The following is a 25,986-nucleotide window of genomic DNA, read 5'->3' on the forward strand; positions in this document are numbered from 1 at the left end:
GCTAAATGCCGCGGCGCCCGGTGGGCACGGAACGCCCCCATGTAGGTAGCAGCAACTGTCGTTATGAGCGCTCATAACGACAGTTGCTGCTACCTAGTTGGGAAGGTCGGGGCCGGCGACAGGCTCGATCACCGGACAACCAAGGTCAGTGTGAGGAGAGGCGGTTCCGGCTCCACCAGGCGAAGGCGAGGCCGGCGACTCCCACCAGCAGCACGCCCGCCATGATGGCCAGCAGGCCGGGGCCGCCGAAGAGCCCGGAGCCGTCGTTCCGGGAAACGGCGGCGGCCTGTGTGGGCTTGGCCGACTTGGTGACTGGCTTGTTCCAGTTCGGTTCCGTGGATGCGGTTGCGGACGACGGCGGGCTGGGGATGGTGGTGCTGGGCGCGGCCGACGGCGATTCCTCAGTCGGCGAAGCGCTCGGTTCCGGGGCGAGGGTGGGAACCATTACCGGTGCTGGCGCCGCGGGCTGGGTTGGGACGACTGGGGACGGGACTACCGGCGGCACTTCAGGTTTGCCCTTGCCCGGATCCTTAGGCTCAGTGCTGGCCGTTTCACAGTTCAGCAGGCACAACTGCGGCGTGGGTTCACCGTCTTCGGCCTGCGCCGGGACCGCCGCCGAAAGGCCAACCAGGAGCGCCAGCACCGCCGCGGCCGCAGCAGCGGACACGTCGCGAAGCAAGGATGAGGATCGGATCATGGTTTACCTTTTCGACAGCGCGGCACCCCCTTGCCGCAGCGAACAGTGTTTCCGGTAGTCTCCTACACGCGCCACGGGCCCGCAAATCCATTAGATTTACGGGCCCGCGGGAGGCGACGGCTCAGCCCCTGTTTTCCGGCGGCAGCGCGATCTGCAGTTTCCGTGCCTTGCCGCGTCCCACGATGTAGCCGCGGCCCGGTATGAACTCCGGGCTGACCCGACCCAGCGACGTGTTGAGCAGGCTGTCCCCTTCGATGTCGCCCGGGTTGATGAGCAGGCCCCGGCGTCCGGATTTGAAGGGCTGGGACAGCGACCAGGCGGAGGACCAGGTTGATGATTCCGATTCCCCGATGACCCACTGATCGGCCTTGATTGACGCCGTCACGAGCTGCGAAACGCCCGCTTCCGCCACGGTATCCGTGAACTCGGTCAGGCCCTCGATGAAGATCGCCAGCTTCCCGGGGTTCCCGGAAGAGTGCTCCGTGAGGTCCTCGATGATCACGGCCAGGTCATCGGCACCCACCACCGAACGGTTCCAGAGCGGCAGCGACGCCACCGCGGACCGGCGGGAGCCGATGTACACAAGCTCCGTGTCCGGGTTGGAGCGGCGCAGCGCGTACGCCAGGGTCACCAGCGCCACCGTCCTGCCGGCCCCTGGCGGACCGGCCAGCAGCAGCGGTCCCTGGGCCATGATCTCGGCCGGCTGCAGGGTTTCGTCGTCGACGCCGATGACAGGCAGGTCCGGGCTGCCGGGAGGCAGCACATCCAGATCCACCAGTTCGGGAAGCCGCTGGATTTTCGGTGCCGATTCCAGCCCCTGGCGCAACATCGCCTGGCTGAGCTTGTGGACTTCGCGGGCCTGCAGCGCCAGGTTCGAGTTGCCGCCCAGGACGGCCAGCTGGACCTCGTAGCCGCCCAGCATGCCGCGCCCCGGCGGTGAGGAGCCGGTGAGGACGTCCTTCGCCACGTCCATGGACATGTAGTCGTCCTCAGACGTCAGCCGCAGTACCAGCCGGCGCTGGATGGAAGCCAGCAACGACGCCGGTATGGCGTTCGGCCGGTCACCGGTGACCACCAAGTGGATCCCCAGGGGACGGCCGTCGGTGGCCAGCTGCAGGAAGACGTCCCAGAGTGCGGACAGGCGGCTGAATTCATACGTTTCGCGGAACGCCGATATGCCGTCCAGCAGCACGAAGATCCGCTTCTCGTCCGGGCGGTTGGCCAGGGTCCGGTATTCGACGATGGTGGAGGCCCTGACCTCGGCGAAACGGGCTGACCTTTCGTCGGCGATGTCCCGGAGCAGGCGGAGCAGCCGGCCGACGCGTTCGACGTCGTCACCGTTGATGATCTCGCCGACGTGCGGCAGCTCTTCAAGCATCTTCAGCCCGGAGGAGCCGCAATCGATCCCGTAAATGTGCACGGGCCCGCCGCGGGGTGTGACGGCGGCGGCAATCGCAATGCCGCGCAGGGCAGCGGATTTTCCGGAGCCGCCTGTGCCGTAGATGGCCATGTTGCCGTCCTGGTCCGGCTCGTAAAACACCGTGGGCTGTTCCTGGCGGGCAGGATCATCCGCCACACCCAGCAGCAGCCGTTCGTCCGTCCGGGGGTTCGGGAGCTTGGAAAAGTCGTACGTCTTGGCCAGCTCGTCCAGCCACGGTTTGCGCGGCGGCCGGATGGCCAGCGATTCCGCGGCCCGGACGATGTTGGCGGTCATCCTGGCGATGTCGTTAGGGCCGGGCGGAGCTTCCTTGACGGGCTTCTCCGGGGCCGGCGCCTCCCAGCTGGGCCCTGACCCGAAGGCCATTTCCACGATGTCGATCTGCGGACGCTGGGGCTTCTCCGTGGTCCAGCCGCCGGCATAGCCGGTCTGGAACCCCTGGATACGGCCGGGCCCGGTCTTGGCGGCGCCGCGGCCCGGGATGGACGGGTCGAAGTAGGCCGCATCAGGCACGCCCAGGATGTCGGTGGCGTCATCCTCATCCGCCATACGCAGGGCGACCCGGAGGTTGGTGTTGGCGCGCAGGCTGTCCTTGATGACACCGGCGGGACGCTGCGTGGCCAGGATCAGGTGCAGGCCCAGGGACCGGCCACGGGCGGCAACATCCACCACGCCGTCCACAAACTCGGGAACCTCGGTAGCCAGCGCCGCGAATTCGTCCACCACAATAATCAGGTATGGCGGTGCCTCCGGGTCGGCTTCGCGCTGCAGCCCGAGCAGGTCCTTGGCCTTCTTGCGGTTCAGCAGGTGCTCGCGGTAGTGCAGCTCCGCACGGAGGGAGGTCAGGGCACGGCGGACAAGGTGCTGGGAGAGGTCGGTGACCAGGCCCACGGTGTGGGGCAGGCTGAGGCACTCGGCAAAGGCCGCGCCGCCCTTGTAGTCCACAAACAGGAAGCTCACCCGGTCCGGGCTGTAGGCGGCAGCCATGCCCATGACCCAGGACTGCAGGAACTCCGATTTGCCGGCGCCGGTGGTGCCGCCCACCAGCGCGTGCGGGCCCTCGTTCTTCAGGTCCAGGTAAAGCGGCTCGATGCCCTTGGAACCCACCAGCGCCCGGAGGGTCCCGTTGTCCTTCCGGTTCGGAACCGCGGAGGCATGGACTGAATTGTTCTCCACCCAGCGCTCCGCCACGGCCTGCGGGTTGTCCAGGAAGTCCTTGCCGATCAGGGTGGCGTAGGACACCGCACGCGGCAGGTCGGAGTCGTCGCTGACGGGCTTGCCAACGTCCACCACGGGCGCCAGCATCCGGGCCAGCTGGGCGGCCAGGTCGGCGTCGAGGCTTTCGCAGCTCACGGGGTACGTGTGCCGTCCCAGCCGCACCTGCCCGGTGGTGGTGCCGTTTTCGCCGTCCACCACCATAAAGTCCCGGCAGGCTGCCGGGAGTGCCTGGATGTCGGTGGCCACCCACATCACGTGGACGCCGGAGTCCGGTCCGCGCTCGGCGAGCCGGGTCAGCCTGCCCCGGTCCACAGGCGCGTCGTCCTCGACGATGACCAGGACCGCCGGCAGCACAGGCGCCGGGACCTCGTCCTTGGCCGGGTCCACGGATCCCCGGTGTTCGGGGGCGGAGCGCTTGGCCATGGCTTCGCGTGCGTCGAGCAGGTCCTCGAGCCGGGCAACCAGTGAGGAGCCGCTGGCTGAACCGGCGGCCAGGTGGTCGCCGTTGAGGGGGCTGTGGCCGGAGCCCACGTGGGGCAGCCACTGCAGCCAGTCCCAGCGCTGCCGGGACTGCGCCGACGTTATGGCTGTCACCACGGCCTCGGCCGGCGAGTGCAGGCCCACGAACTGCAGGACCATGCCGCGGGCAACGTCGTCCACCAGGCCCCGGGCTCCGGCCACGCCGAAGGACCCGGCCGTGCGCAGCTGGGAGACCACGGGGACACCCTCGATGTCCCTGAACTGCTTCAGGCAGTCCTGGATCTCGCGCATGAATTCAGCTTCGGTGTCGTTGCTGTGGGGTTCCTCGAACAGGATGCGTGATGTACCGGTGCCGAGCCCGAACCGCAGGCCCAGGAAACCGGTGTGCTCGGGGCGGTGGGTCCACAGCAGCGGACCGAGTTTGTAGATGGAATCCACGGTGTCGCTGACCGACGGTGCTTCCTGCAGGCGGACCGCGCGTTCCACGCGCTGCAGTTCGGTGATGTCCTGCCGGAACGCCGCCATGGACTCCCTGAACTGTTTGAGCTGCTCCTTCTGCTGGCGCCTTGTCTGCATCTTGTGGTCCACATAATGACCCACGATGAACAGCGGCATCATCATCATGAACACCACGGACAGGATGTTCCGCGTGACCGCGAACATGATGCCGCCCATCAGCAGCGGAGCCATCAGCATGATGTACGGGAACGGCTGGTGGTCCGGTCGCTTGGGCCCGGCGGGAGGCACACGCTTGGGCGCCTCAAAGCGGGGAACCACCCGGGGGGAGCGGTTGAAATCGACAAGGGGCGACGTCGGTGCTGCCGCCCGGTTGCGGCCCAGCGGCACCACGGTGACAGTGGTCTCCCCCAGCGTCACCGTGTCGGAGGAGTTCAGGGTGGCCCTGGTGACCGGCAGGCCGTCCATCAGGAGGCCGTTGGCGGAGTTCGTGTCCACGATCTCCACGCTCTCGCCCACGGTGATGCGGGCGTGGCGTTTGGAGGTCAGCGGGTCCGTGAGCCGGATGTCCACGTCCCGGTCCCGGCCGATGTAGCTGGTGCCGGAGGGCAGCGAAAATTCCTGGCCGACGTCGGGCCCGGAAAGGATCCGCAGGGTGGCTGCGGCGGGCCCGCGGTTGGCGCCGGGCGCGTTGAAGAGTTCGCTGACCTCGGTCAGGGACACCACGGAGCCCGGGCGGAGACCCGATTCCAGGAGGTTGTCAGCGCGGCTCAGGACGCTGCCGCGCATGCCGCCGCCCACAAAGGCCTCGTCGATGCGGAGCGAAAGGTTTTCCGGTGCCGGTGATCCCTTGCGGTCGGGGTCCGCGACCCAGAGCTGGGTGGCGATATCCGCCACCGTAGCCAGGCCGTCGACGGTGACGGCCAGGTCCTTGGTTTCCGCCGGGTCCCGGCGGAGTGTCAGCCGGATCCTCATCCTTCGTCCACGCCCCTCATCTTTTCCAGTAAGTACAAATCGTCGGGGGTGACCAGGTGGGAGGTGACGGCGTGTTCGACGAGCCTCGCGCGCCGGTTGGTGGCCAGCTTCCCGCCGCCGCCGCGGAGGCCCACCACGCCCACGCGGTCCAGTTTGTCGCAGACGTTGTCGAGTTTCCGGTTGAACCGGGTGAGTGCCCAGCCCAGGGTCTTGGCCGCCGCAGCCGAGGACGGGATGGCGCTGAATCCGGTGCCTTCGCGCCGCAGCATGGGTTCGGCCAGGGCCACGATGAGGGCCCGCTGCGAGTCGGTGAAGACCACGGGGCCGATGGTGGTGTCGCCGTTGCTGTCGTCCTCGCGTGATTCCTGCCGGAACGACGGGGTCTTGAGGTGGACGGCGAACTCGTATGTGGTGGGCCCGGCGGTAAAAATGACGTTTGTGTGGCTGAAGACCAGCGGGATGCGCGCACCCGGCGACAGCCAGGCCTGCATCCCGCCCGAGCCGTCGGCGACGGTGGCGGACAGCATCCCGCCCACGTTGCTCAGCCACCAGATCCCGTCGTAGCGGGCCACCTGCAGGAACTGGCGGTGAAGGTACGGGTTGTCGTCCACTTCAAGGTCGCCTTCGCGGCCGATGTTGAAGATTTCCTCATCGGACGGTTCGTACCATTCACCACAGAAATCTATTGCTAGATCCCCCATTTTCCGTGCCTCCTCGTCGGGTTCTGCCCGCGTTCACTATCGGTTCCGGTCTGCTCTGCCGTCACTTGCGGATGCAGGCGATCGAGTCTTCTTCCAAGGGTGAGAACGCGCCGTCACTCCGGACGATCATCACCTGGACACAGGTGGGTTCCGTCGGATTCAACGCAACCTGGGCGGCTGGCTCGGCCGTGGACTGGTATTCGCCGTGGTTGCCCAACGCGTAGACCCGCCACTTGTAGGCGTCGCCCGACTTCGGCTGCGGATTGGTCCAGGTGAAGGTTGCCTTGCCGGCGGCGTCTACAGTCCCTGCCAGATCCGCGACGTCGGGGACTGTCCCGTTGTCCAGGGCATCCGCCGGGGGTTTGCTGACCTGGCCGGTCTCCTCGACCTTCGGCGCCGGGGCCGAGGACGCCAGCACGATCCCGACGATGATGGCGAGGACCAGCAGCGTTCCGCCCGCGGCGGCGAGCCACACGTTGCGCTTGCCGTGGTCGGGAGCCGCTTCGGGGGCGGTTTCCGTGACCGGGGCCGGTCGGCTGATCGTCGCGTCGATCTCCGGATCGGCACGCCCGGCACGGTGGCCGGGCGCGCCGGCCTGGCCGCCCTGTAGGTCTGCCAGCTGGCCGGCCTGTGGGTCTGCGTGCTGACCGGCCAGGGCGGGAAGGGGCCCGGGACGCTGGACGGTTGCGTCCGGCGCGGAACCGTACTCGGCGGCGGGTGCGCTGCCGCGGAGCATGGTGGCGTGGGCCCACTCGCCTGCGGGGTTGGCGCCGTCCTGGTTGCCGCCGTCCCGCTGGCCGTCCTGGCCGGCAAACAGGTTGCCCGGAACCTGGGGCCGGGGTCCTGCCGGGGCTGTCGCGGCAACGGGGAAGCCGCCAGCCGGAAAGCCCGACGGCGTCCCACCGGTTCCGGGGCGTTGCGGCCGGGTGCGTGCCGGGAACGTGGGGGCGCTGCCGGTCCGCTCCGGGTCGATGGACGCGATATTCCGGACGCGGGTTTCCTCGAAGCCGTCATCCGGGTGGTGCTCTTCCAGCTGCTGCTCTTCGAGTACCTCAAACGGCGTGACCGAAAGGTTCAGTTCGGCCTGGATCCGCTGCAGGGCGAGGGCAAACGCGTGGGCTGAGGAGTACCGGGACGCCGCGGACTTGGCCATGGCCGTGGACAGTGCCCGCTCCAGTGACTCCGGAACGTCGGCCCGCCCCAGGCGCGGCAGCGCCGCGCTGGTGATCCGCGAGATCAGTTCGCGCTGGGAGTTATCGGTCCCGGGCATCACGAACGGCGACCTGCCGGCCAGCAGTGTGTACAGCGTGGCGCCCAGCGCCCAGACATCCACCGTCACGCCGTCCACAGGGCCGTCGGCGAACTGTTCCGGCGGCGACCACGGAATGGACATCCCGGCGTCCTCGTCGGCGTCGCCGCCCAGGGTGCCCGAGATTCCGAAGTCCGTCAGGGCCGGCCGGTTGTAGTCCGTCACGAGGATGTTGGCGGGCTTGATATCCCGGTGGGCGATGCCGGCCCGGTGGGCGGTCTCGACGGCGGAGGCCACCTGGATGCCGACCGCCAGCACTTCATCCACGCTGAAGCGCTGACGGCGGTACCGGACGTCCAGGCTGGGCCGCGAGCAGTACTCCATGGCCAGGTAGGAGTGGCCTGCCTCGGTCACCTCGGCCTCGAAAATTGTCACAATATACGGGTGCGAGGAGAGTTGGGCCATCAGGTTGGCCTCGGACTCGAACCTGCGCCGGGCACCCTCGGTCTTCAGGTCCGACAAAAGAACCTTGACCGCCACCTTCCGACGCGGCCGGTCCTGTTCGTAGAGATAGACGTCCGAGAACCCGCCGGAGCCGAGCAGGCTGATGTAAGTAAACCCCGGAATGTGGGGCGGCGGCGCAACCGGCCGTTTGGAACTCAAAGAATCTCCTCAAAACGCAGTGAGACGTCGTCACCCAATTCGGCGATGTCCCCGTCGAGCAGGATGGCCATCTCGTTCTGGGCCAGGCGGCGGGGTGGCTGGCCCTCGCGGACCAGGACCGTGCCGTTGGTGGCCTTCAGGTCGCAGAGCATCACGTGCCAGCCTTCGAGCCGCACTTCCACGTGGGAGCGCGAGATGTCGCCGCTGGGGCTGGCCACCTGGACCAGCCGCGGCATCACACCGCCCTGGACCCGGGAAACGGACGGCTGACGCCCAATAACCAGCGACTGGTCAAGGTCAACCAGCGCACCCGTCGAGACCCGCATCCGGCCCAGCCGTGGCCGGGCCACCTGAACGGCATCGGCGGGCAGCGGCGAGCCGCAGGCAGCGCACTGCGCCTGGGTGGGCGGATTGGCGTGTCCCCGACCGCAGACCCGGGCCAGCACCAGCGGGCCTGCGGCCGAATCCGGCTCCGGAACGGGGGCGGGATGCGCGGCCATTCCGGCGAGATCGCCCTTCATGATCGTGTGGCCGTCGTGGTCACCGTCGAAGGCGTCCGGGTCTGCTGCCGGCTGCCCCGGCTTCACTTCTGCCGGGACGTCCGCCGGAGGCTGAGTCAGAAGGGGCTGATTCACCGGGGACAGGTTCGACGGCGGCAGGATCAACGCCGACGGATTGGACGACAGCGTTGCCTGGGCAGCAGGTGTGCTCCCACCGGTCCGCCACGGGACCGAGTCGATGAGCCCGCCGATCGTCCGGGCGGCCGCTGCGGCTGCAGGCGGTGCGGCAGGTGGACCTGCGGGTTCGTGGGCGGGGTGTGCAGGAGCCGGGCTGGCCGCTGCCTCCGGCTGTCCTGGAGCGTTCGCCTGTGCCGCATCGACCGGTGCCGGAGCCGCGCCAACAGGTGCCGCGGGGGCGCCGTGGTCTTCCCCTGGTTCGTCCCGGACCGCGGCGTCCTCGATGCGGCGGACTACAGTCCGTTCCCAGAGGTGGTCGTAGCTGCCGGTCATTTCGTGGGCCGGGACCTGGTCAGGATGGGCGGCGGGCTCCAGGGCGGGCTCCAGGTCCGGCTCGGCTTCCGCGGCTTCGGCAGCAAAATTGGAGTCGTCGTCCAGGAGCCCCATCACCGTTTCCGCCGAGACCTCCCGGTCATGTTCCGGCGCTGGTTCAGACGCAGGTTCAGGTGCAAGTTCGGGTTCCGGCTCCGCTTCCGTTGCGGGCTCCGCTACCGTTGCAGTGACCGGTTCAGCGTCCGCTACGAGGGCGACGCCGCCGACGGCGGTGGGTGCCGCGACCTCAGCAGGCGTGGCAGCCGGAGCCGCTACCTCGTCCACGGGAATTGCGGTGAGCGACACTGTCAGCGACTCCAGCAGGACCACGCCTTCGCTGAGCGGCAACACGGGTCGAGGCTGGCCGTCTCCGGGCTGGCCATCTCCCGCCACCGTGAGGCGGTACCACTCGGGAATGTCCAGGCGGCGCTCCGTCCAGGTGGTGACGTCCCGACCGTTCAGGTCCACGGGGCCGCCGGGCAGCTGCACGGTCAGGTCCAGGTCGCCGCGGAGGAAGATGCGGAGCGCGTCGCCGGAATCGACTATCCCGAACGACGGTATCTCCGCCAGGGAAACGCCGAAACTGCTGGTGACTGCGTGGAGCACTTCGTGGACTTTGGGGGCGTGCTCCAGCAGTTCCCACAGGGACTGGACCAGGGCGGGCGGGGTCCCGGGCCCCAGGAGGACCACAGTGTTGGCCCGGACAACACCGAGCCACGTGCCCGCGGCGTATGTTGCGGTGCCCATGTCAGTGTTCCCCTCTTCCGTCGTCCTGGCCGGCCGGCCGGCTGGCGTCAACGATCTGTCCCCGGGGAAGCGTGACCTCCTCTGCCGCATCAGCGGCGGGGCGGGGCGCAGTGGTGGCGATGCCGCCGTCGTTCATCACGTTCCTGGCGTCCACCACAATGACGGTGACGTTGTCCCTTCCGCCGTTGCGGAGCGCCGCCTGGATCAGGGCATCCACGGCGTCCTGCGGGTGGCCCACGGTGCTCAGGATCCGGAACATGTGCTCATCCGTCAGCTCGGCGTTGAGCCCGTCTGAGCAGACCATGATCCGGTCCCCTTCTTCAACGGGCAGGAGCCAGTAGTCAGCCTCGGTCTCGTCCCCGGTACCCAGTGCCCTCGTGACCACGTGGCGGCGGGGATGGACGGTGGCCTGCTCAGGCGTGATTTCACCGGCATCCACGAGTTCCTGGACCTCCGAATGGTCCACGCTGACCTGCTCGAAGTGCCCTTGGCTCAGCCGGTACGTGCGGGAATCCCCGATGTTCATGACCAGCCAGTACGGCATTCCCATCTGTTCCACCACAACGGCTCCGGTGAGTGTGGTCCCGGCGCGGGCACCGGTCACCTCCCGGATGGAACTGTCGGCGCGGAGGAGGTATTGCTGGAGCACTGCAGCCGTGACGCTGCGCTCCCCGGTGGCCAGCTGTGGCATGGCAGCCAGGGCGCGGACGCACATACCGCTGGCAATCTCGCCGGCTTCGTGTCCGCCCATGCCGTCTGCCACGGCGAAGACGGGGTCGGAGGCGATGAAGGAATCCTCGTTCAATTCCCGGCGCAGCCCGCGGTCCGTTCCGTAGCCGTAACTCAGGCTGAGGCCGGTTCCGTGGTCTGCGTCAGCTGGGTCACTGGCGGGCTGTGAGTTCATGCCTGTCCTAGGTGGAAGGAGCGGTCACCAAAGTGGACAGTGGATCCCGGGCTGACAAAAGCGGGCACGCCCGGCTGCAGTGGGGTGCGCCGTCCGTCCGGTGTAGAGACGGCGCTGCCGTTGGTGGAGTTCCGGTCCGTCACCCAAATGCCGGCACCGTCGGTCAGCAGGTGGAGGTGCGTCTTGGAGATCGAGCGGCCGGGATCACTGACCGCCAGGAGCTGGGCCTGCTGCTCCCCCGCCTGGCCAAGCGGGTTCCTGCCCAACAGGACGTTGCGGTCGAGCTGGAAGTCCCGGCCGTCGTCGAGCTTTATCCGCAGCACGGCGACGGGCGCCGCATACGCTGCCCCGCCGCGCATCTGCGTGCGGTCGAGGTCGTCATCCGGATGGAACTGGGCGCCCGGCGCGGGAACGGCAGGGGCCGCGTACGGGACATGCGGCTGAAAAGGAGCGGACGACGGCGGCGCGACTGACGGTGGGGCTGCTTCCGGCGGCGGAGTGTACGGGTTCACAACCAGGGGCGGCTTTGCGGCCCCGGCCACGGGCGACGCAACCGGCTGGACAGGCGGGAGGTCCAGGGGCGCGAAACTGTACGGGCCCTGGATGCCGCCGGAGGTGACGGGGTTCCGGCCGTCGTTGACGTCGAACACCAGTGTTTTGGCCGCAGTATCGTGCCATCCGCGGAGCCTGCCGTTGCGGTCCCAGGTGTTGGAAACCACCACCAGCACGGCCCACACCGCACTGACAAAAAGCAACGGGCCGAGGACGAAGACGGCCACATCGAACCATTTGAAAATGACGATGGCAACGGCGGCCAGGAGCGTCAGGATGATCCCCGCGCCGGTGATGAGGCCGCGCAGGAACACTCCCCCGGCGCCGGGGGCGTAGCCATCCTTGTCAGCGCTGCGGATGCCCATGACGTGGTTGCCGAGGGTCTTCCCGGAGCGGGCTTCCATGCCCACCAGGACCGCCAGGTAGACCAGTGTCAGTCCCAGGCCGATGCTGCCGAACAGGACCAGCGAACCGGTGTCATAGATGATGAAGCCGCCGCTTTGGGTGCGGGTGATTCCCGCGAACCCGATGGCGAAAGTCACCACCAGGACCGCAACGGGAGCCAGCCAGTCGAGCACTGCTGCGCCGAGCCGTTTCCCCGCCGTGGCCGGAACAAGCTCAAGATTGGCTGCCATTCCCGTTCCTCCCCCTGGAGCCGTTTGTACTACCGGGATAGTACCGGGATTCTGGCTGGCGTGCGCCGCCGCACGCTCCATCATGGCCCGCTGTGCATGGTCCACGTTGCGTCCGCTGCGTGCCGCCCTGTTGGGCAGCGGAGCACCGCACGCCGGACAGAACGTGGCGCCGCGCCGGATCAGTTGCTGGCACTGCTCGCAGCGCTCGGCCTCGTCCATCATGATTCAGTGGGGTTCTTCCTGCCAGGGTTCCGCAGAACGGTGGACTCATCAGGCTCGGAAGCCGCCGCCGTCCCGGATCCGCTGTCCTGAGCTGCCGGATTCGGGGTTCCGGCAGCGTCCGGGCCGGTCCCCACCCTACCGGTGGCGGGCCGCCATCCGGGGGAACCCTGGCCGGACGGCCGCACCAGCGGGCCCAGCCCGAGCCTAGCGCCACGAAGCTTGAGGGCGTTGCGTCCATCAGCCAGCAGCGACCGGGGCGAGAAGCGGGCCTGCTGGCGGCGCCAGAACCCCAACGTCCCGGTCATCTCCCTCAGCGAGCCGTCCACGATGGTCCAGTATTCCCGGACCTCCTCCTCGCTGGGCTGGCCAACGCCGAAGATGGAGGCGTCCGCACGGTGCGCCAGCATGGTGGTGGTCTGCCCGGTGGCCGGGAACGAGTCGGCAAGCACCACTGCGCTTTCGCGCCGGGTTGCACGGCTGTCGATGCCGGCGCCCAAATCAGTGGCGAGGCTCACCACCTCGTTCCAGCCGCCGCCCACACGCTGGGCCGGGTGCCCCTCCGTGAGGCGGGCCTTCCGGCGTCGTGATTTAAGGAGCGCAATCAGCAGCAGCGGCAGGGCAAGGATCGACAGCGGGATCAGGGCAATGCCCAGGGCCCCGAGCAGGGCACCCCAGAAGAGCCACGGATTGTTTTTCTTCTCGTCGGCGTCAAGGGCGTCCGGCGAGGAATCCGGCGGCAGGTCGGCCGGTTCCTGCGGCGGGGGCGGCGGCTGCAGCACCTGGGGCTTGGGTTTGGACTTGTTTTCGGGGTCCGGCGGGATGGGGACGTTGTCCTTGGGCGGCGTGGGGTCGAAACTGACCCAGCCCACCCGGTCGAAGGCCACCTCAACCCAGGCGTGGACGTCCTTGCCCGTGACCTTTACCTCGCCGGCGCCGTTCTCGGGGCTGGTCGGCTCGGGATAGAAACCCATGACCACGCGTGACGGGATGCCCAGGTGGCGGAGCATCAGCGACATGGACACGGCGTACTGCTCGTCGTCGCCGAGCATCTGCTTGGCGGTCAGCAGGTTCCTGATCCGCGACGAGCTGTGGCCGGAAACGCTGGGCAGCTGGCCGTCAGCGACGAGGCCGTTGCTGAAGGCGCCCGTCTTTTGGAAATGCGCCTCGATCTGGCGGACCCGGTCAATCGCGGTGGGCGCATCGGCCGAGAGGTCGTTGGCCTGTGACCCCACCACCGGCGGGACCTCGACGGCGTCCGGCAGCGTAATCTTCGCGAAGTCGTACTGCGTCAACTGACCGTGTTCGAGCTTCACGGGATCGGACACCTGGACGCTGTAGGAATCGCCATTGGACAGGCCCTGCGTGGTCACGGCAGTGTCTGTGCCCGCGTTGAAATACAGGCCCGACGCTGCGGCGGAGGCACTCTGGTCAAAGCTCAGACCGGTGGTCTTCCGGCCTCCCGGGACAAAGTAGCCCTGGTAATCCTCGATGGTGATGTCGATGGAGTAGTCATTCGAGGGGACGATGCCCGATGTGTCGGCCAGCGTGTTGATGGACTCGGTGTCGCCCACCTTGCTGAAGCTGCCGGAGCCGTTGGGATCCATGTTGTAGTTGGTGCCGTTAAAGGCATCCAGGGCCCCCAGCCGGACACGGCCGTCCCGGGGCAGTCCTTTGACCACAAACAGGGTGTCGTCCTTCTTGTCCTTGACGAACGTCCGGAAGCTTGCCAGGGGCGTGACGTAGTCCTTGGGATCAAACGGCGGGACCACCACGTTGCGCAGGACCTTGCGGTCACCGCTGGCGGTGACCAGGGGCGCCGCCACCGCGGTAATGGCGACGCTAGCGGCGATCACGGCAGCGGCCGTGCCCAGCCGGCGGAGCTTGGCCCGCTGGGCTGTGGCCGCATCGGTCTGCGGACGGTTGACTGAGACTTTTCGCGTGTCGCTGCGCCGCAGCGCGTCACGGCGGAAGGTGGCCCAGGCAATCGCCATGACGGTGAGCCCGATGCCGCGCTCCACGGTGAGGAAGGCAGCGTTGGTGCTGAAGGCAATGCCCGTGACGAAGAGCACCAGCACGGGAAGCAGTGGCCAGTACGGGGTTTTCAGCCGCCAGGTGAGGACGCCGGCAACCAGGGCGGCGAGCAGCGAACTCAGGAACGGGACGATCAGGACGCCGCCGGCAGACCCTACCGGAACTCCCACCGTGAGCATGTCCTTCCAGGCGAAAACAACTCCCAGGAGCAGCGTCCGCAAGGAGTCAATGCTGGGAACAAAACCGGCAATCGCTGCGTCCGGGACCGCGAGGAGCGTGCCGAACACCAGGTACGCGCCCAGTGCGAGAGCGGTGGTTATCAGCAGGCCCAGGCGCAGGTGCGCGGTGGCGGCGGCGATGCCGAGGCCCAGGAGGATGCCGCCGCAGCCCGAGACCAAGTAGTAGGGGTCTCCGCCGAAGCTGAGGCTGAAGCCCAGCAGGCCCAACCCCAGCAGGACGGTGAGTGCGCCGGCGTCGAGCACAAAATGCCAGAGTGGCTGGCCGTCGGCGAACGATGATTCGTACTGCTGCTGCTGCAGGCGTGGCCGGAGGCCCGGGGCGGAGCTCATGCGGCCGCCTTTCTCAGGACGATGGCGAGGTCAGCGAGGTCGCCGAGGGTCAGCACTGTCAGGTCTGCGATGTTGGCGCGGCCCGGTGCAGCCCCGATGTGGAGGCGCACGGCCAGGCTCCTGACGCCGAGCGGCACGGAGGCCGCGGCCGATCGGAGCTGGGAGGGTGTCACGTTGCTGCCCACCACAAAAAAGACCACTGACGCGTTGGGGACGGTGTCGGCCAGTGTCCGGGCGAGGTCGACGGCGGTCCGGCGCATGGGTGCCCCGGCGATCCGTGTCATGTCATCCAGCATGTTCCGCCCGGTTTCACAGCGCAGCGGCCCCTTTTGCGTCAGGACGTCCAGCTCGCGCTGCTCGCGGATGGCCTGCCGGCCGATCGAGGCGGCCGCTGAGATGGCCATTTCGAATTCCTGCTCCGAGGCGTACTCGTCCGTGTTGATCGACAGCGAGATGGCCAGGTGGGCGCGCCGGGTCTCCTCGAACTGGCGCACCATCAGCTTGTTGGTCCGTGCGGTGGTCTTCCAGTGGATGTGCCGCCGGTCATCACCCGGGACGTAGTCACGCAGGGCATGGAAGGACACGTCCGCACTGGACAGGTCAGTGGTGGGCATGCCCTCAAGGTCGCGGATGAACCCGGCGGCGGAACCGGCCAGGGCAACCGTCTTCGGGTGGACAAACAGGTCCTCCGGTTCCGTCCACAGCACCTGCCGGCGGAGGAGGTGCAGGGGGTCGGCCCGGACCGAGCGGACAGGTCCTACCACGATGACGGCGCGGCGGGCGGTTGGGATGGTGAAAAGGTCCTCGTGCACCTGCGCGGGCTTCATCCGGGGCAGGTGGAAGACAGCGGTGGCGTTGCCCACCGGCAGTTCCAGGGCGGCGGGCAACAGGGGCCTTGCCGAGGTGTTGGAGACGGCGATGCTTCCTACCGCGCTGTCCCCGACGGCCACACGGGTCCGGGCGAGGTCCAGGATCACGCCGTAGGATGACCGGCCCAGGATGAACCCGATGGCGATCAGGAAAAGGATAAACGCCGCGATGGCCGCCGCCTTGGCCTCCTGCCAGCCGAAGGCCTGGCCGGCAGTCCACAGCAGGATGGAGGCCGCCAGGACGGACCAGCCCAGGACACTGACCACCGAGAGGACAGGCCACACGTAGCCCAGCCACAGGCCACGGACCCTCTCCCGCGCCGGCGTGAGTGCGAGGGCGGCGGTGCTGGTGGCCTCGGCCCAGACGGACGAGGGATGCAGCCTGGTGGGCCTGCCGTCCCGGCGGAAGGGTTGCCGGAGGCGTTCAGCAAGCCGGGTCAACGGAGTGCTGCTGGACATAAAGGTGCCTTTGTTCGCGCTGGTCAGTGGTGGTCTGGAGCTCCGCCGGAGCGTCAGACGGCGGCGCGCTGCTGCGGCGCCGCGATGTCGGACAAGACCCGGGCCAGGACGGCGTCGGGGGTGGCGCCGGAGAACTCAGCTTCCGGGTCCATCACAAACCGGTGCGTCCACACCACGGCGGCCAGTTCCTTGATGTCGTCAGGCAGGACGAAGTTCCGTCCCTGGCCCGCGGCCCAGACCTTCGCGGCGCGGACCATGGCGATGGCGCCACGGACGGAAACGCCCAGCCGGGTCTCGGGCGCGTTGCGGGTCTCTTCGCAGAGCCGGGAAATGTATTCGAGGACCGCCGTGTCCACGTGCACTGTGGCGGCGAGGTCAGCCATGTCCGCCACGGCCTGCGTGGTGATAACGGCGGAGATCTCCTTGGAGCGGTCCTTCAGGTTCGAGCCGCCGAGCAGCTGGACCGTGGAGGCGTGGTCCGGATAGCCGATGGAGGTCTTGATCAGGAAGCGGTCCAGCTGCGCCTCCGGCAGGCGGTACGTGCCGGCCTGTTCGATCGGGTTTTGGGTGGCCATCACCATAAACGGCCGGCCTGCCTCGTAGGTGACGCCGTCCACGGTGACCCGGGATTCCTCCATGACCTCCAGCAGTGCCGACTGGGTCTTGGGCGAAGCACGGTTGATCTCATCCGCCAGGACGATGTTGTTGAAGATCGGTCCTTTGTGGAACTCGAACTTCTGCGTCTTCTGGTCATAGATGGTCACCCCTGTGACATCCGAGGGCAGGAGGTCGGGGGTGAACTGGATGCGGTTGTTGGACCCCTGGACAGTGGCGGCCATCGCCCGGGCCAGCATGGTTTTGCCGGTGCCGGGGGCGTCCTCGAACAGCACATGGCCCTCGGCCAGCATCGCGGTGAAGGTGAGCCGGATGACGTGGTCCTTGCCGAGCACCGCCTGTCCCACGTTGGCAACGAGCTTGTCGAAAGTGCCTGCAAACCATTCGGCCTGCTCGGTGGTCATGGTCATGAAGTGAATCCTTTTCTTGTGGTGCTGGTCTGTTGAGGCTGGAGCGGACGGGATGTGTGGACCGTCAGCACCGGCCGACGTCAGGGCCGCTGATATCGATGGTGGCGAGCTTGACGTACCAGCCCGCGTGGGGGCCGCCGTCCATGCGGTACCACTTGTAGTACCCCGGGTCCGATTCCGGTGAACCGTAGATGTTCATCCAGCAGGGGCTGTCGATCCAGCCGTCCGACGTGGACACCCAGTTCGCATCGCTGGAACCGCAGCGCGCGTCCCCGCCCACGTTGCTGTATCGGTCCGGAACCCCCGGCTTGCCCGGGCAGCTGTTGTTGGTTGCAGGCTTGACGCGGACCTTCGTGGGTGCGGGCGGCGGGGTGGGATCGGCCCCGGACGTGGAGGTGGCAGGTCCGCCAATAGCACCGTCCACCACAGTCACGGCACGGACACGCAGGTTATGGCTCTTGCTCCAGCCTCCAGCGCCGGCCGCGAAGCTGTTGGCCTGGCCCACGTTCTGCCAGCCGCCACCGTCCATGCTTACTTCATAGCGGTTGAGGGGGCGGCCGTTCGTGTTGGGGTTGTTCCAGGTCCAGTGCACCTGGCCATCGCCCTTGGCCGAGGTCCTGCCGTCCACACTGGGTGCATTCGGCGGACCGTAGGGGTTGCCGGTACCGATCGCTTTGGCGTCCCCGGACACGTTGTTCTTGGTGGACGTCGCGATAATGGTGACCGTAATGTCCCGGCCGTCAGTGAGGCCACCGATGGTTCCGCCGCCGGCCTGGATGCTTCCTGACTTGCCGTCGGCGTTGTACGTGTACTGGATTTCGGTGTCCGTCGAACCGTTCCGCTGGGCCTGGGTCAGCGGCGTAAACGTCACGCGAAGCTGGCCGCTGGTACCGGTGTCAGCCACGGTTCCGCTGCTTACCTGGCCTGGCTTGCCGGCCGCCCGGATCTGGGCCGACGGGTTGCTGGTGGCGCTGGTGCCGGCCTTGTTGGTGGCCGAAACGGTGAAGGTGTAGTTACTCTCGGAGTTGTCCACGGTGACGTTCTGCGTGGTGCCTGACGCTACCGGTTGGGTGGCAACCACCGCCCCGCCCTGCAGGGTGGTCAGGGTGTAGGAGGAGACGGCGTCGCCGTTGTTGTTCGGCGCCGTCCAGCTGACCTTCAGCTGGCTTGTGGATCCCACCTGGCCCGCCTGGGTCGCCGTCGGGGCGGCCGGGGTGGCAGGGACGCCCGCGGGGACTTCGGCTGCAGAATACGGGCTCCACTCGGATGGATCCTTGGCATCATTGCGGGCCAGGACGCGGACCTTGTAGGAGACGCCGTTCTGGAGTCCCTTCCAGACATAGCTCACCGCTGCCAGGTTCTGGATCTGGGCGTTCTGTCCTGGCGGGGCCGGCGAGATTTCCAGATCGTAGGTCTTGACGGGTGATCCCTTGCTGGCCGGTGCCACCCAGTTCACGGAAAGCTGCTTGTCACCGAACTTCAGGGTGGGCGCCAGCGGCGTGTCCGGCTTGACGTCCGGGCGGACCTCGGCGGAGGCCGGGGAGCGTTCAGATTCGCCGAACTCGTTCGTGGCTGTGACCTCGAAGTGGTACTTCGTGTTGTTGACCAGCCCGGTCAACGTGCAGGTGTTCGCCGGACAGTCCTGCCTGAAGCCCGATTCGCCGTAGACCGTGTACTTGGTAATAGGCGCACCGCGGTCTGCCGGGGCAGACCAGTTCAGCAGGGCAGTCTTGTCGCCAACGCTCTGAGCCTGCGGGGTTGTCGGTGCCAGGGGCTTGTCCTTGACGGTAAGCCGGATTCGCGCCGTCGCGTTGCGGGAATCGTCTCCCGTCTTGTCTGCCACGGTGTAGGCAACCACCATGGTCCCGGTGAAACCGGAGGACGGCGTCACAGTCACCGCGTCGCCGGACACGGTTGCGCCGCCCTGGCCCGTTTCGGTTGATGCGGAAATAATCTTCAAGGCGGTTTCGGGGAAAGGGTTCGCGTCATTGGCCAGGACCTTCACGATGACCGGCTTCCCGGCGGCCGCGTTCGGCTCCAGGTCGTCGTTTGCCACCGGTTTGGGCCGGTTGGAGGCAATGACAACCAACTGGTAGGTGGCTGTTGCCTCCAGCCCGCGCGAGTCCTTGGCCTTCACCTGGACCGCACCGGCGGTGCCGGTGGCAGTGGCTCCGTCCACGGATGTCTTGAGGATCTTGCCGTCCATCCGGGCATTAAAGCTGGCCGGGCTGCCACCCACCAGTTCGTACTTCATGTTGTCCAGGTCATCCCTGTCCGGGTCAGAGGTCAACCGGCTCAGGTCCAGGTCCGCAGACTCCCCCTTCGGCACGTCAACGTTCGCACCCAGGAGTTCCGGCGGGTTGTTGCGGTTGGGGTCAGGCAGCACCTTGGTCCGGATGCTCAGGGTGGATTTCAGCCCCGCAGGATCATCCGGCCCGGTCCCGTCGGTGACCTCAAAGCTCAATGAGCCCGGACCAACGTAATCGACGCCGGCGGTGTACTTCAGCGCCGTTCCGTCACCGGAAACGGGGTTGCCGCCGTCCGAACCGATGAGCTTGATCCGGTCAGTCTGCGTCAACCGCGGTGAGCGGCCTTCCCGGACCTTGACCCATTCCTTCAGGTCAACGTTCACGGATTGTCCGGCGATGACCTCGATAACCTCGTCCTTGGCCAGCGTGGGAACCTGCTGGCCCAGCCCTGGCGCCCAGATGATGGCCGTGGACTTCTGGCCGTCGACGTCTTCGACGGTGTACGGGATCAGCTGCGGCTGTTCGGTCAGGTCCACGAGCATGGTGCCGTCAGGCCCCGGGCGTGCGGTGAGGGACTCGGTGCTGAGCTTGAGGTTCTCGCCGACGCCGTCGGGGTCTTCATCGTTCTTGAGGACCGGCACGTCCACGGCAGTCTTGCCCATCGCCTGGGCCGAGGTGACCCGGTCGTCGCGGGCAATGGGTGCCTTCAGCGGAACCTCGTTGTCCACCACCACGCGGATAGTGGCCTGGGCGGTGGCATCGCGGTCGTCGGCGATGGTGTACCGGACGTTGACCGTCCCGGCAGCGCCGGGAGCGGTCAGGATGATGCGGCCGCTGGTCTTGCTGACGGTAGCCTGGAGGGCGTCGTCAGCCTCGATACCGTCCGTGAGGATACGGATGATGTCGCCGTCGGGATCGGTGTCGTTGCCGGTGGCGTCGACGGCGATCTGCCGTCCCGGCCGGACCTTCACTTCGTCATCCACGGGGGTGGGGTTCTGGTTCGTTTCGCCACGGGGGGCGATGCCCACCGTCACGGTTCCGGTGTTGACGGCGCCCTGGCGGTCCACCACCTTGTAGCGGAACGTATCAGTCCCGGCGCCGTCGCCGGCAGCGGTGAAGTCGATGAAGTTGCTGCCCACGGTGGCGGTTCCCATGGCCGGGGTGCTGTCGATACCCGTCAGCTGAACGGAGTCGCCGTCGGGATCGATGCCGTCCAGCGGGACGGGAATGCGCACTGTTCCGGCGGCAACCACACGCGCGGTGAGATTCTGAGGCTGGGGCCTCGAATTCTCGGCCCCCTCCAGCGGAAGGATGTGGATGGTGACGGCGGCAGCGCTCTTCTGCCCCTGCGGGTCCACCGCGTTGTAGATGGCGCGCACCGTCTTGGGCTGCGGGCCGGCGATGAAGCGGAGGGTGTTTTCCGAGACGAAGCTCTTGCCGTCCAGTTCATCCACGGGCTGCGGGAGGACGGGGTCCACGCTCAGCTCCAGGCCCTGCGGGTGCGTGTCGTTGTCCAGCACCGGGATGGTGACGACGTCGTTGACCCTGACGTTCACTTCGTCGGGTTTGGGCTGGGGGGCCTCGACGACGGCGGGTGCCGGGACGGGGACCACGGAGACGCTGCCGGTGGCTGATTTCCTGCCGTTGGACATGGTGTACTCAAAAAGGAACGGGTCTTTGGTGCCCAGCACATCGGTGATGCGCAGGACGCTGTGGTCGATCACGCTGACCGAGGCCGTGGTGTTGTCCGGGAGTTTCACGGACTGCAGCACCAGCACGCCGCCGGAAGGATCCGAGTCATTGGCCAGCGGGTCCAGCAGCACGCTGCCTCCGGTGGGCATCAGCGCAACATCATGCACGGCCACGGGGTCACCGGCGTCCTTGCCGGATTCCACATCAACCCGGATCAGGCCCTGGCTGCTCTGCGGGCCGTTGCTGGCGATATAGGTCAGGTAGACGGGACCGGGAGTGGTGCTGCGGAACGTGAAGGTACCGCCGTCGGTGACGGGGCCCAGTTCGGCAGGACCGTTGGCCTCCACCTGCGCGAGGCGGAGGGCGCCGCCGTTGGGATCGACGTCGTTTTTCAGGGGCGCGATAACCAGGTCCTGGCCCACCACGGCAGTGACGTGATCGGCGTTGACCACCGGCGCCAGGGCGCCCGGGGGCTGGACGTTCACCACGACTTTTCCGGTGACCGTTGCCCGGCCGTCCCAGATGGTGACTTCCACGTTTTTCTTGCCGGCGGTGGCTCCGGAGTCCTGGAAGGTGAGCAGTCCGTCACGCCGGACCTTGACCTGGTCCTGGTCGTTGTCTGCCTTGGCGTCCATGAGGACGAGGTCGTCGCCGTCGGGATCCACCCAGTCGGTGAGGATGTTCTGGCTGACGGTTTTGCCTTGTTCCACCAGCATGGTGGTGGAGTCTCCGCCGCGCTTGAATGCGGGCGGCTTGTTTTCATCGGCTCCCACCACGTTGAGCGTGACCTGTCCGCCGGCTGAGAGTCCCCGGCCGTCCGCGGCGTTGTAGCTGAACGTCTCGGCACCGGGCCTGGCGTCCGCGGGAACGGAAATCTGGAACGCGGTGCCGCCGTAGATGCTTTCCAGCGTTCCGGCTTTGGGCCCGGAATCGCCGACGGCGGCGGTCAGGACGTCGCCGTCAGGATCGGAATCGTTGTCCAGGACGCTGAGGATGGTGGTCCGCCCGGGACGAACACCCAGGGTGTCCGGTTTGGTTTCCGGCGGCCGGTTCGGTTTGGTGCGGTCCGGCAGGACGTTGATGGTGTTGTTGTCCGCCGATTCCTGGTCCTGCTCATCGGATTCGTTCTTCGGAGGAACAACGTCGTCCCAGTTGTTCACGAGCTGCATGTTCTGGTTCACCAGCCACACATTCCCCGAATTCACATCGTTCAGGACCACCAGGTCCCGGTTCACCCGGAAAACGTACGACGGCGACGCACTCGCCTTGGGCACGTCAACGTTCTTATCATCAGCATCATTGACACAGTCCCGGACATACTTGTTCGCCCCGGACCAGGCAGCATGCACACAACCGGCCAACTGCACCGGAGCCGCCGGCACACCCTCGCCATCAAAGGTGACAGTCTTCGCCGTGGACCCGTCCAGCGGCTGCTTCAACAACGCCTTCTGCGTCGAAACCGCCACAAAATCACTCGCCGGACCGCCCTGCTGCAGCTTCGCGTCCCGCGCATTCTCCAACTGCAGACGCTTACCGCCCGGCAGGAACAGCTTCCCTGCAGCAGCATCCAGCACCACCGGCTTGTCCCCCACCACCGTGATCTGCAGGTCCCCTGCTCCCTTAAGCTCACCCCAGGTACTGGAAGCGGTGGACACCACTTCGCCGTTCGCGTCCACCTGCGTGACAGTCACCGCGCCCGACTTGGGATCGGCGCTGTAGATCCGGTCATCGGTACCGACCGCGGAGACCAGGCCTTCGGAGCCAACCATCACCGGTTCGGAGGCTTCCTGGTCAAAACCATTTACCGTGGACGGCGACACCGCCCAGACCTTCCCCGATGCGGCGTCCGTCACTGAGATCACGCTGGCACCGAAGCTCACGTCGGCCGAGCCCGGCAGCTGTTTGTCCCCGCCGAGTCGCATGTTCGCAGGAGAGACCTGGTTCAACGTCGAACCCGTCGCATCATCGACAAACACATCCCCGGCGTTCTGGAGAATATCGAAAGTGGTACTCGCCGGCGTCACCGCACCATCCAGCACACGCGAGGGATAATTCAGCCGACCCACGGCATTCTTGGACTTGGAGACCACCCACACGCCGCCGTCGTTCAACTCCACCTCGGTGGTCTTGAACCCCGGATAGATGATCGCACCGGCGACCAACACGGCGCCGGCCGCGGCAAAGGCCGAACCCGTGACGATCTTGTTGTGGCGCTTCTTGAGACCGGACTTCCCCAGCAGTGATGTCACAGCGTTACTAATCCCTCAATTGTGTCGCGGCCCCCAGTGCGGCCCCTCCAAAGACCCGATACCGGGCTCTCTGTTCCCCGCGTCAGCCTACCGAAGCATGGCGGTTGCCGCGATGGGGAGCGCTCCCCTAGCGTTGGGGATCAGGCCGCCCCCACGGTCGACTATAGCGTGATACGCCAACAACTGGATAAACCCGGAGGTCATGGCCGGCGACGGTAAGCGGTCAGTCGAGGACCAGGCCTTCGCCTTGACCGCGCGCCAGGAGCACGGGATGGATTTCGCCGAACCCGCGGACATTTTCAGCAGGCTGCGGGACGAGAATGAAGCGCTTGTCCTGGTCCAGCGCGGAAGCGGTCATGGAGTCGATCAGGACCGTTCCCGGATCCGCCAACGTGGTGAGCCGGGCGGCGAGGTTGACCGTGGGGCCGTAGATGTCCCCCAGCCGGGACAGGATCCTGCCCCAGACCATCGCCACCCGCGCTTCCGGCAGGATCTCGTCTTCGGTGAACGCCTGTGCAAGGGCCAGCGAGATCTCGGCTCCGGCAGCCGGAGTTTCCGCGATATACAGGACTTCGTCGCCTACCGTCTTGACCAGCCGTCCGCCGCCAACGGAAATGATCTCTGCGCATTTGTTCTCAAAGCGCTGGACCAGCCGGGCGAGGGTCTTTTCATTCATCCGGCGGGAGAGACTCGTATACGAAACGAGGTCAGCAAAGCCGACGGCGCGGGCCAGCGGCAGCGGGGCATCGTCTTCGTCGCCGTCGCGGCCTTCTTCGCTGGCCTGCAGGCCGGCTTCGGCGCGCACGGCCAGGCGTTGCACGCCGGCATTGAGCTGCCGCCGCCACGAATAGACCAGCATCTCCTCCAGCGCATCCAGCAGGGAGGGCAGTTCCTTCACCAGGCGCTTGCGGGCCACAGCGTCCGTGACGCCCTGCTCGTGGACCATGTCCTCCACCAGGGCCTCGATCTGCCAGACCACCATGCGGTCGGTCATCTGTCCGATGGACCGGGTCACGGAGATGGCGGCCTCTTCGGTCAGCACCCCGGTGCGGACCAGGTCAACCACGGTGGACAGCGCAGCCTGGTCCCGTTCGGTGAAGGCGACGTCGTCGTCGCCGAAGTTCGGGAAGCCGAGGGCACGCCACAGCTTCCGGGCCGAAAGGAGGGACAGCCCTGCCCCGGCGGCCACCTCACGGCGCCGCAGCTTCCGTTCGCCGCCCAACAGCCGAGTCTCGAGAGCCTTGGCGGCCACTCGTTCCGGGGAGAGTGTGCCTGTCGCCGGATGGGCGGTTTCGGGCACGGCGGGAGCCGGCAGGTCCGCTTCGTCCCGCTGGTCCTCATCGTTCATCGTCTCCACCTTCTCTCAACTCCCACGGCAACGCTTCGTCGGTGTCATCCGATATCTCATCAGTCCCCGGGTCCCCGCCCGCAGGCAGTTCGTCAATCGCATCCAGCACGAAGTCCCGGAACCGCACTGCTTCCGGAACGTCCTGGATGTTCACCACACCCTGGTACCCGGTTTCCAAGGATATATTCCCGGAGCGCAATATGCGCTGCAGCACCGACTGGTGGACTGTCACGTTGCGGATGGACGCGAGGTTGACCTGCTCGTCCCGGCGCCGCACCATGCCGTAGCGGGCAACAATCCGCCGGCTCGTGAGGATGTACCGGGTTGCCTGCCACCGCAGCAGCCGAGGCAGGCAATATGCCAACCATATCCACGCAGCGGCCAGGACGCATGCAAGGACGATCCATGGTGTCCAGCCAGCAGAAGCCACCGGCATCAGCCGGGTAGCCTCGCCCCGCACGGTCCAGGCACTGGCAAATGCTGCAGCGGCCGGTGCCGCAATGAAGGCTGCGGCCGGGCCGGCCAGCGTCCTCGGCTGCGGGCGGGTGACCGTAATGACCTGTTCGCCCGGCACGAGGCCTTTACGCATATCCGCTTTCAGCGCCCTGGCCCGGCGGGGTCCACGGGCGCAGGTGGACAACATCGCCGGCGGTGACCACATGCTCGCGGCGGTCCTTGTCCACCACCAGCAGTGAGCCGTACTCATCCAGCCTCGAAGCATGCCCGATGATCTCGTGGTCACCGGGCAGCTGCGCGCGTACTTGCTTGCCCAGCGTCACCATGGCGGACTCCACCCGTTTGTGGAGCGAAGGGCCGCCGGCAATCCCGGCGGCGGGGTCGCCGTCGGCATTGCAGAAGCTGCGGTAGAGCACGGCGAAATGGGCGAGGTAGCTCTTGAGCAGCACGGTCCGATCAACGGTCAGCGGTTCCTCCAGGGCAACCGACGTCGCTGTGGGTACCGGGAGTTCGGACGCGGTCAAAGTCACGTTCAGGCCGGTCCCCAAAATAACGGGAGGAACAGAACCGTCCCCCATGGGCCCCAGCTGGGCCAGGATCCCGGCGATCTTGCGGCCACGGACCAGGACGTCATTGGGCCACTTGAGCTCGGCCGGAAGGCCCGCGGTCTCAAGAAGCGTCTGCCGCAGCGCCAGCGCGCCCAGCAGTGACAGCCACGAATACGTGTGCGTGGGCAGGGGCCTGCCCTCGGCATTGGCGGGCCGCAGGACCAGGGACACCGACACGGAGCTCAGCGGCGGCGCTTCCCACCGCCGGTCCAGGCGTCCGCGGGCAGCGGTCTGGTACTCGGCCGTCAGCACCGACAGGTCCGGCCACTCCCTTGGCTCAACCGTTACCGAGCGCAGGAGGTCCGCGTTGGTGGAACCGGTGGAGTCCACCACCACCAGCTTGGCGATGCCGGTGGCCGCCAGGAAATCCTGGTCCGCCAAGGCTCCACGATCCAACGGATTTCCTGGGGTGTGTGAGTCATCCATGGTTGAATCCTATCGACTC

The 25,986-nt window shown here is 67.1% G+C and carries 14 protein-coding genes; all 14 read right to left on the reverse strand.

The window, feature by feature from the left end; all coding sequences use genetic code 11:
- Positions 1 to 145 precede the first annotated feature (145 nt).
- Positions 146 to 697: a hypothetical protein gene (locus tag NFC73_RS03960; RefSeq protein WP_254747784.1), complete on the reverse strand. Its 552-nt coding sequence runs from the start codon at positions 695 to 697 to the stop codon at positions 146 to 148.
- Positions 698 to 818: 121 nt separating this feature from the next.
- Positions 819 to 5,264 (reverse strand): type VII secretion EssC family protein, encoded by a 4,446-nt coding sequence (locus tag NFC73_RS03965; protein ID WP_254747785.1) that lies wholly within the window; start codon positions 5,262 to 5,264, stop codon positions 819 to 821.
- Positions 5,261 to 5,965 (reverse strand): hypothetical protein, encoded by a 705-nt coding sequence (locus NFC73_RS03970; RefSeq protein ID WP_104061062.1) that lies wholly within the window; start codon positions 5,963 to 5,965, stop codon positions 5,261 to 5,263. The genes NFC73_RS03965 and NFC73_RS03970 overlap by 4 nt, the downstream gene beginning before the upstream one ends.
- Positions 5,966 to 6,026: 61 nt before the next feature.
- The gene (locus tag NFC73_RS03975) at positions 6,027 to 7,877 is read right to left on the reverse strand and encodes a serine/threonine-protein kinase (protein ID WP_254747786.1); all 1,851 of its coding nucleotides are present in this window, start codon (positions 7,875 to 7,877) and stop codon (positions 6,027 to 6,029) included.
- The gene (locus NFC73_RS03980; protein WP_254747788.1) at positions 7,874 to 9,673 is read right to left on the reverse strand and encodes an FHA domain-containing protein; all 1,800 of its coding nucleotides are present in this window, start codon (positions 9,671 to 9,673) and stop codon (positions 7,874 to 7,876) included. The genes NFC73_RS03975 and NFC73_RS03980 overlap by 4 nt, the downstream gene beginning before the upstream one ends.
- A 1-nt stretch (position 9,674) precedes the next feature.
- Positions 9,675 to 10,577: a PP2C family protein-serine/threonine phosphatase gene (locus NFC73_RS03985; RefSeq protein WP_254747790.1), complete on the reverse strand. Its 903-nt coding sequence runs from the start codon at positions 10,575 to 10,577 to the stop codon at positions 9,675 to 9,677.
- Positions 10,574 to 11,986: an RDD family protein gene (locus NFC73_RS03990; protein WP_254747792.1), complete on the reverse strand. Its 1,413-nt coding sequence runs from the start codon at positions 11,984 to 11,986 to the stop codon at positions 10,574 to 10,576. The genes NFC73_RS03985 and NFC73_RS03990 overlap by 4 nt, the downstream gene beginning before the upstream one ends.
- A complete protein-coding gene (locus NFC73_RS03995; RefSeq protein WP_254747795.1) occupies positions 11,983 to 14,586 on the reverse strand; it encodes a transglutaminaseTgpA domain-containing protein in 2,604 nt (867 codons plus the stop codon). The genes NFC73_RS03990 and NFC73_RS03995 overlap by 4 nt, the downstream gene beginning before the upstream one ends.
- Entirely contained in the window at positions 14,583 to 15,914 is a 1,332-nt protein-coding gene (locus tag NFC73_RS04000) for a DUF58 domain-containing protein (protein ID WP_254747797.1), read from the reverse strand. Before NFC73_RS04000 ends, NFC73_RS03995 begins: the two co-directional genes overlap by 4 nt.
- A 53-nt stretch (positions 15,915 to 15,967) precedes the next feature.
- Complete coding sequence (locus NFC73_RS04005; protein WP_254747799.1) at positions 15,968 to 16,939, reverse strand: AAA family ATPase; 972 nt, start codon at positions 16,937 to 16,939, stop codon at positions 15,968 to 15,970.
- 64 nt (positions 16,940 to 17,003) lie between these two features.
- Positions 17,004 to 23,129, reverse strand: coding sequence for an Ig-like domain-containing protein (locus tag NFC73_RS04010; protein ID WP_254747801.1), 6,126 nt, complete (start codon positions 23,127 to 23,129; stop codon positions 17,004 to 17,006).
- Between the two features lie 223 nt (positions 23,130 to 23,352).
- Positions 23,353 to 24,477 carry an adenylate/guanylate cyclase domain-containing protein gene (locus tag NFC73_RS04015; RefSeq protein ID WP_254747803.1) on the reverse strand — a complete coding sequence of 375 codons (1,125 nt, stop codon included), beginning with the start codon at positions 24,475 to 24,477 and terminating at the stop codon, positions 23,353 to 23,355.
- Entirely contained in the window at positions 24,467 to 25,066 is a 600-nt protein-coding gene (locus tag NFC73_RS04020; RefSeq protein WP_254747805.1) for a PH domain-containing protein, read from the reverse strand. The genes NFC73_RS04015 and NFC73_RS04020 overlap by 11 nt, the downstream gene beginning before the upstream one ends.
- Complete coding sequence (locus NFC73_RS04025; RefSeq protein ID WP_254747807.1) at positions 25,059 to 25,967, reverse strand: biotin--[acetyl-CoA-carboxylase] ligase; 909 nt, start codon at positions 25,965 to 25,967, stop codon at positions 25,059 to 25,061. Before NFC73_RS04025 ends, NFC73_RS04020 begins: the two co-directional genes overlap by 8 nt.
- Between the last annotated feature and the right edge of the window lie 19 nt (positions 25,968 to 25,986).

Origin of the sequence: Pseudarthrobacter humi, assembly GCF_024294965.1 — a bacterium.
GTDB lineage: Bacteria > Actinomycetota > Actinomycetes > Actinomycetales > Micrococcaceae > Arthrobacter > Arthrobacter humi.

Bases quoted from the DNA above. Each gene is read 5' to 3' on its own strand.
- NFC73_RS03960 (WP_254747784.1), bottom strand. From the start codon at position 697: ATGATCCGATCCTCATCCTTGCTTCGCGACGTGTCCGCTGCTGCGGCC.
- NFC73_RS03965 (WP_254747785.1), bottom strand. From the start codon at position 5,264: ATGAGGATCCGGCTGACACTCCGCCGGGACCCGGCGGAAACCAAGGAC.
- NFC73_RS03970 (WP_104061062.1), bottom strand. From the start codon at position 5,965: ATGGGGGATCTAGCAATAGATTTCTGTGGTGAATGGTACGAACCGTCC.
- NFC73_RS03980 (WP_254747788.1), bottom strand. From the start codon at position 9,673: ATGGGCACCGCAACATACGCCGCGGGCACGTGGCTCGGTGTTGTCCGG.
- NFC73_RS03985 (WP_254747790.1), bottom strand. From the start codon at position 10,577: ATGAACTCACAGCCCGCCAGTGACCCAGCTGACGCAGACCACGGAACC.
- NFC73_RS03990 (WP_254747792.1), bottom strand. From the start codon at position 11,986: ATGATGGACGAGGCCGAGCGCTGCGAGCAGTGCCAGCAACTGATCCGG.
- NFC73_RS03995 (WP_254747795.1), bottom strand. From the start codon at position 14,586: ATGAGCTCCGCCCCGGGCCTCCGGCCACGCCTGCAGCAGCAGCAGTAC.
- NFC73_RS04000 (WP_254747797.1), bottom strand. From the start codon at position 15,914: ATGTCCAGCAGCACTCCGTTGACCCGGCTTGCTGAACGCCTCCGGCAA.
- NFC73_RS04005 (WP_254747799.1), bottom strand. From the start codon at position 16,939: ATGACCATGACCACCGAGCAGGCCGAATGGTTTGCAGGCACTTTCGAC.
- NFC73_RS04015 (WP_254747803.1), bottom strand. From the start codon at position 24,477: ATGAACGATGAGGACCAGCGGGACGAAGCGGACCTGCCGGCTCCCGCC.
- NFC73_RS04020 (WP_254747805.1), bottom strand. From the start codon at position 25,066: ATGCGTAAAGGCCTCGTGCCGGGCGAACAGGTCATTACGGTCACCCGC.
- NFC73_RS04025 (WP_254747807.1), bottom strand. From the start codon at position 25,967: ATGGATGACTCACACACCCCAGGAAATCCGTTGGATCGTGGAGCCTTG.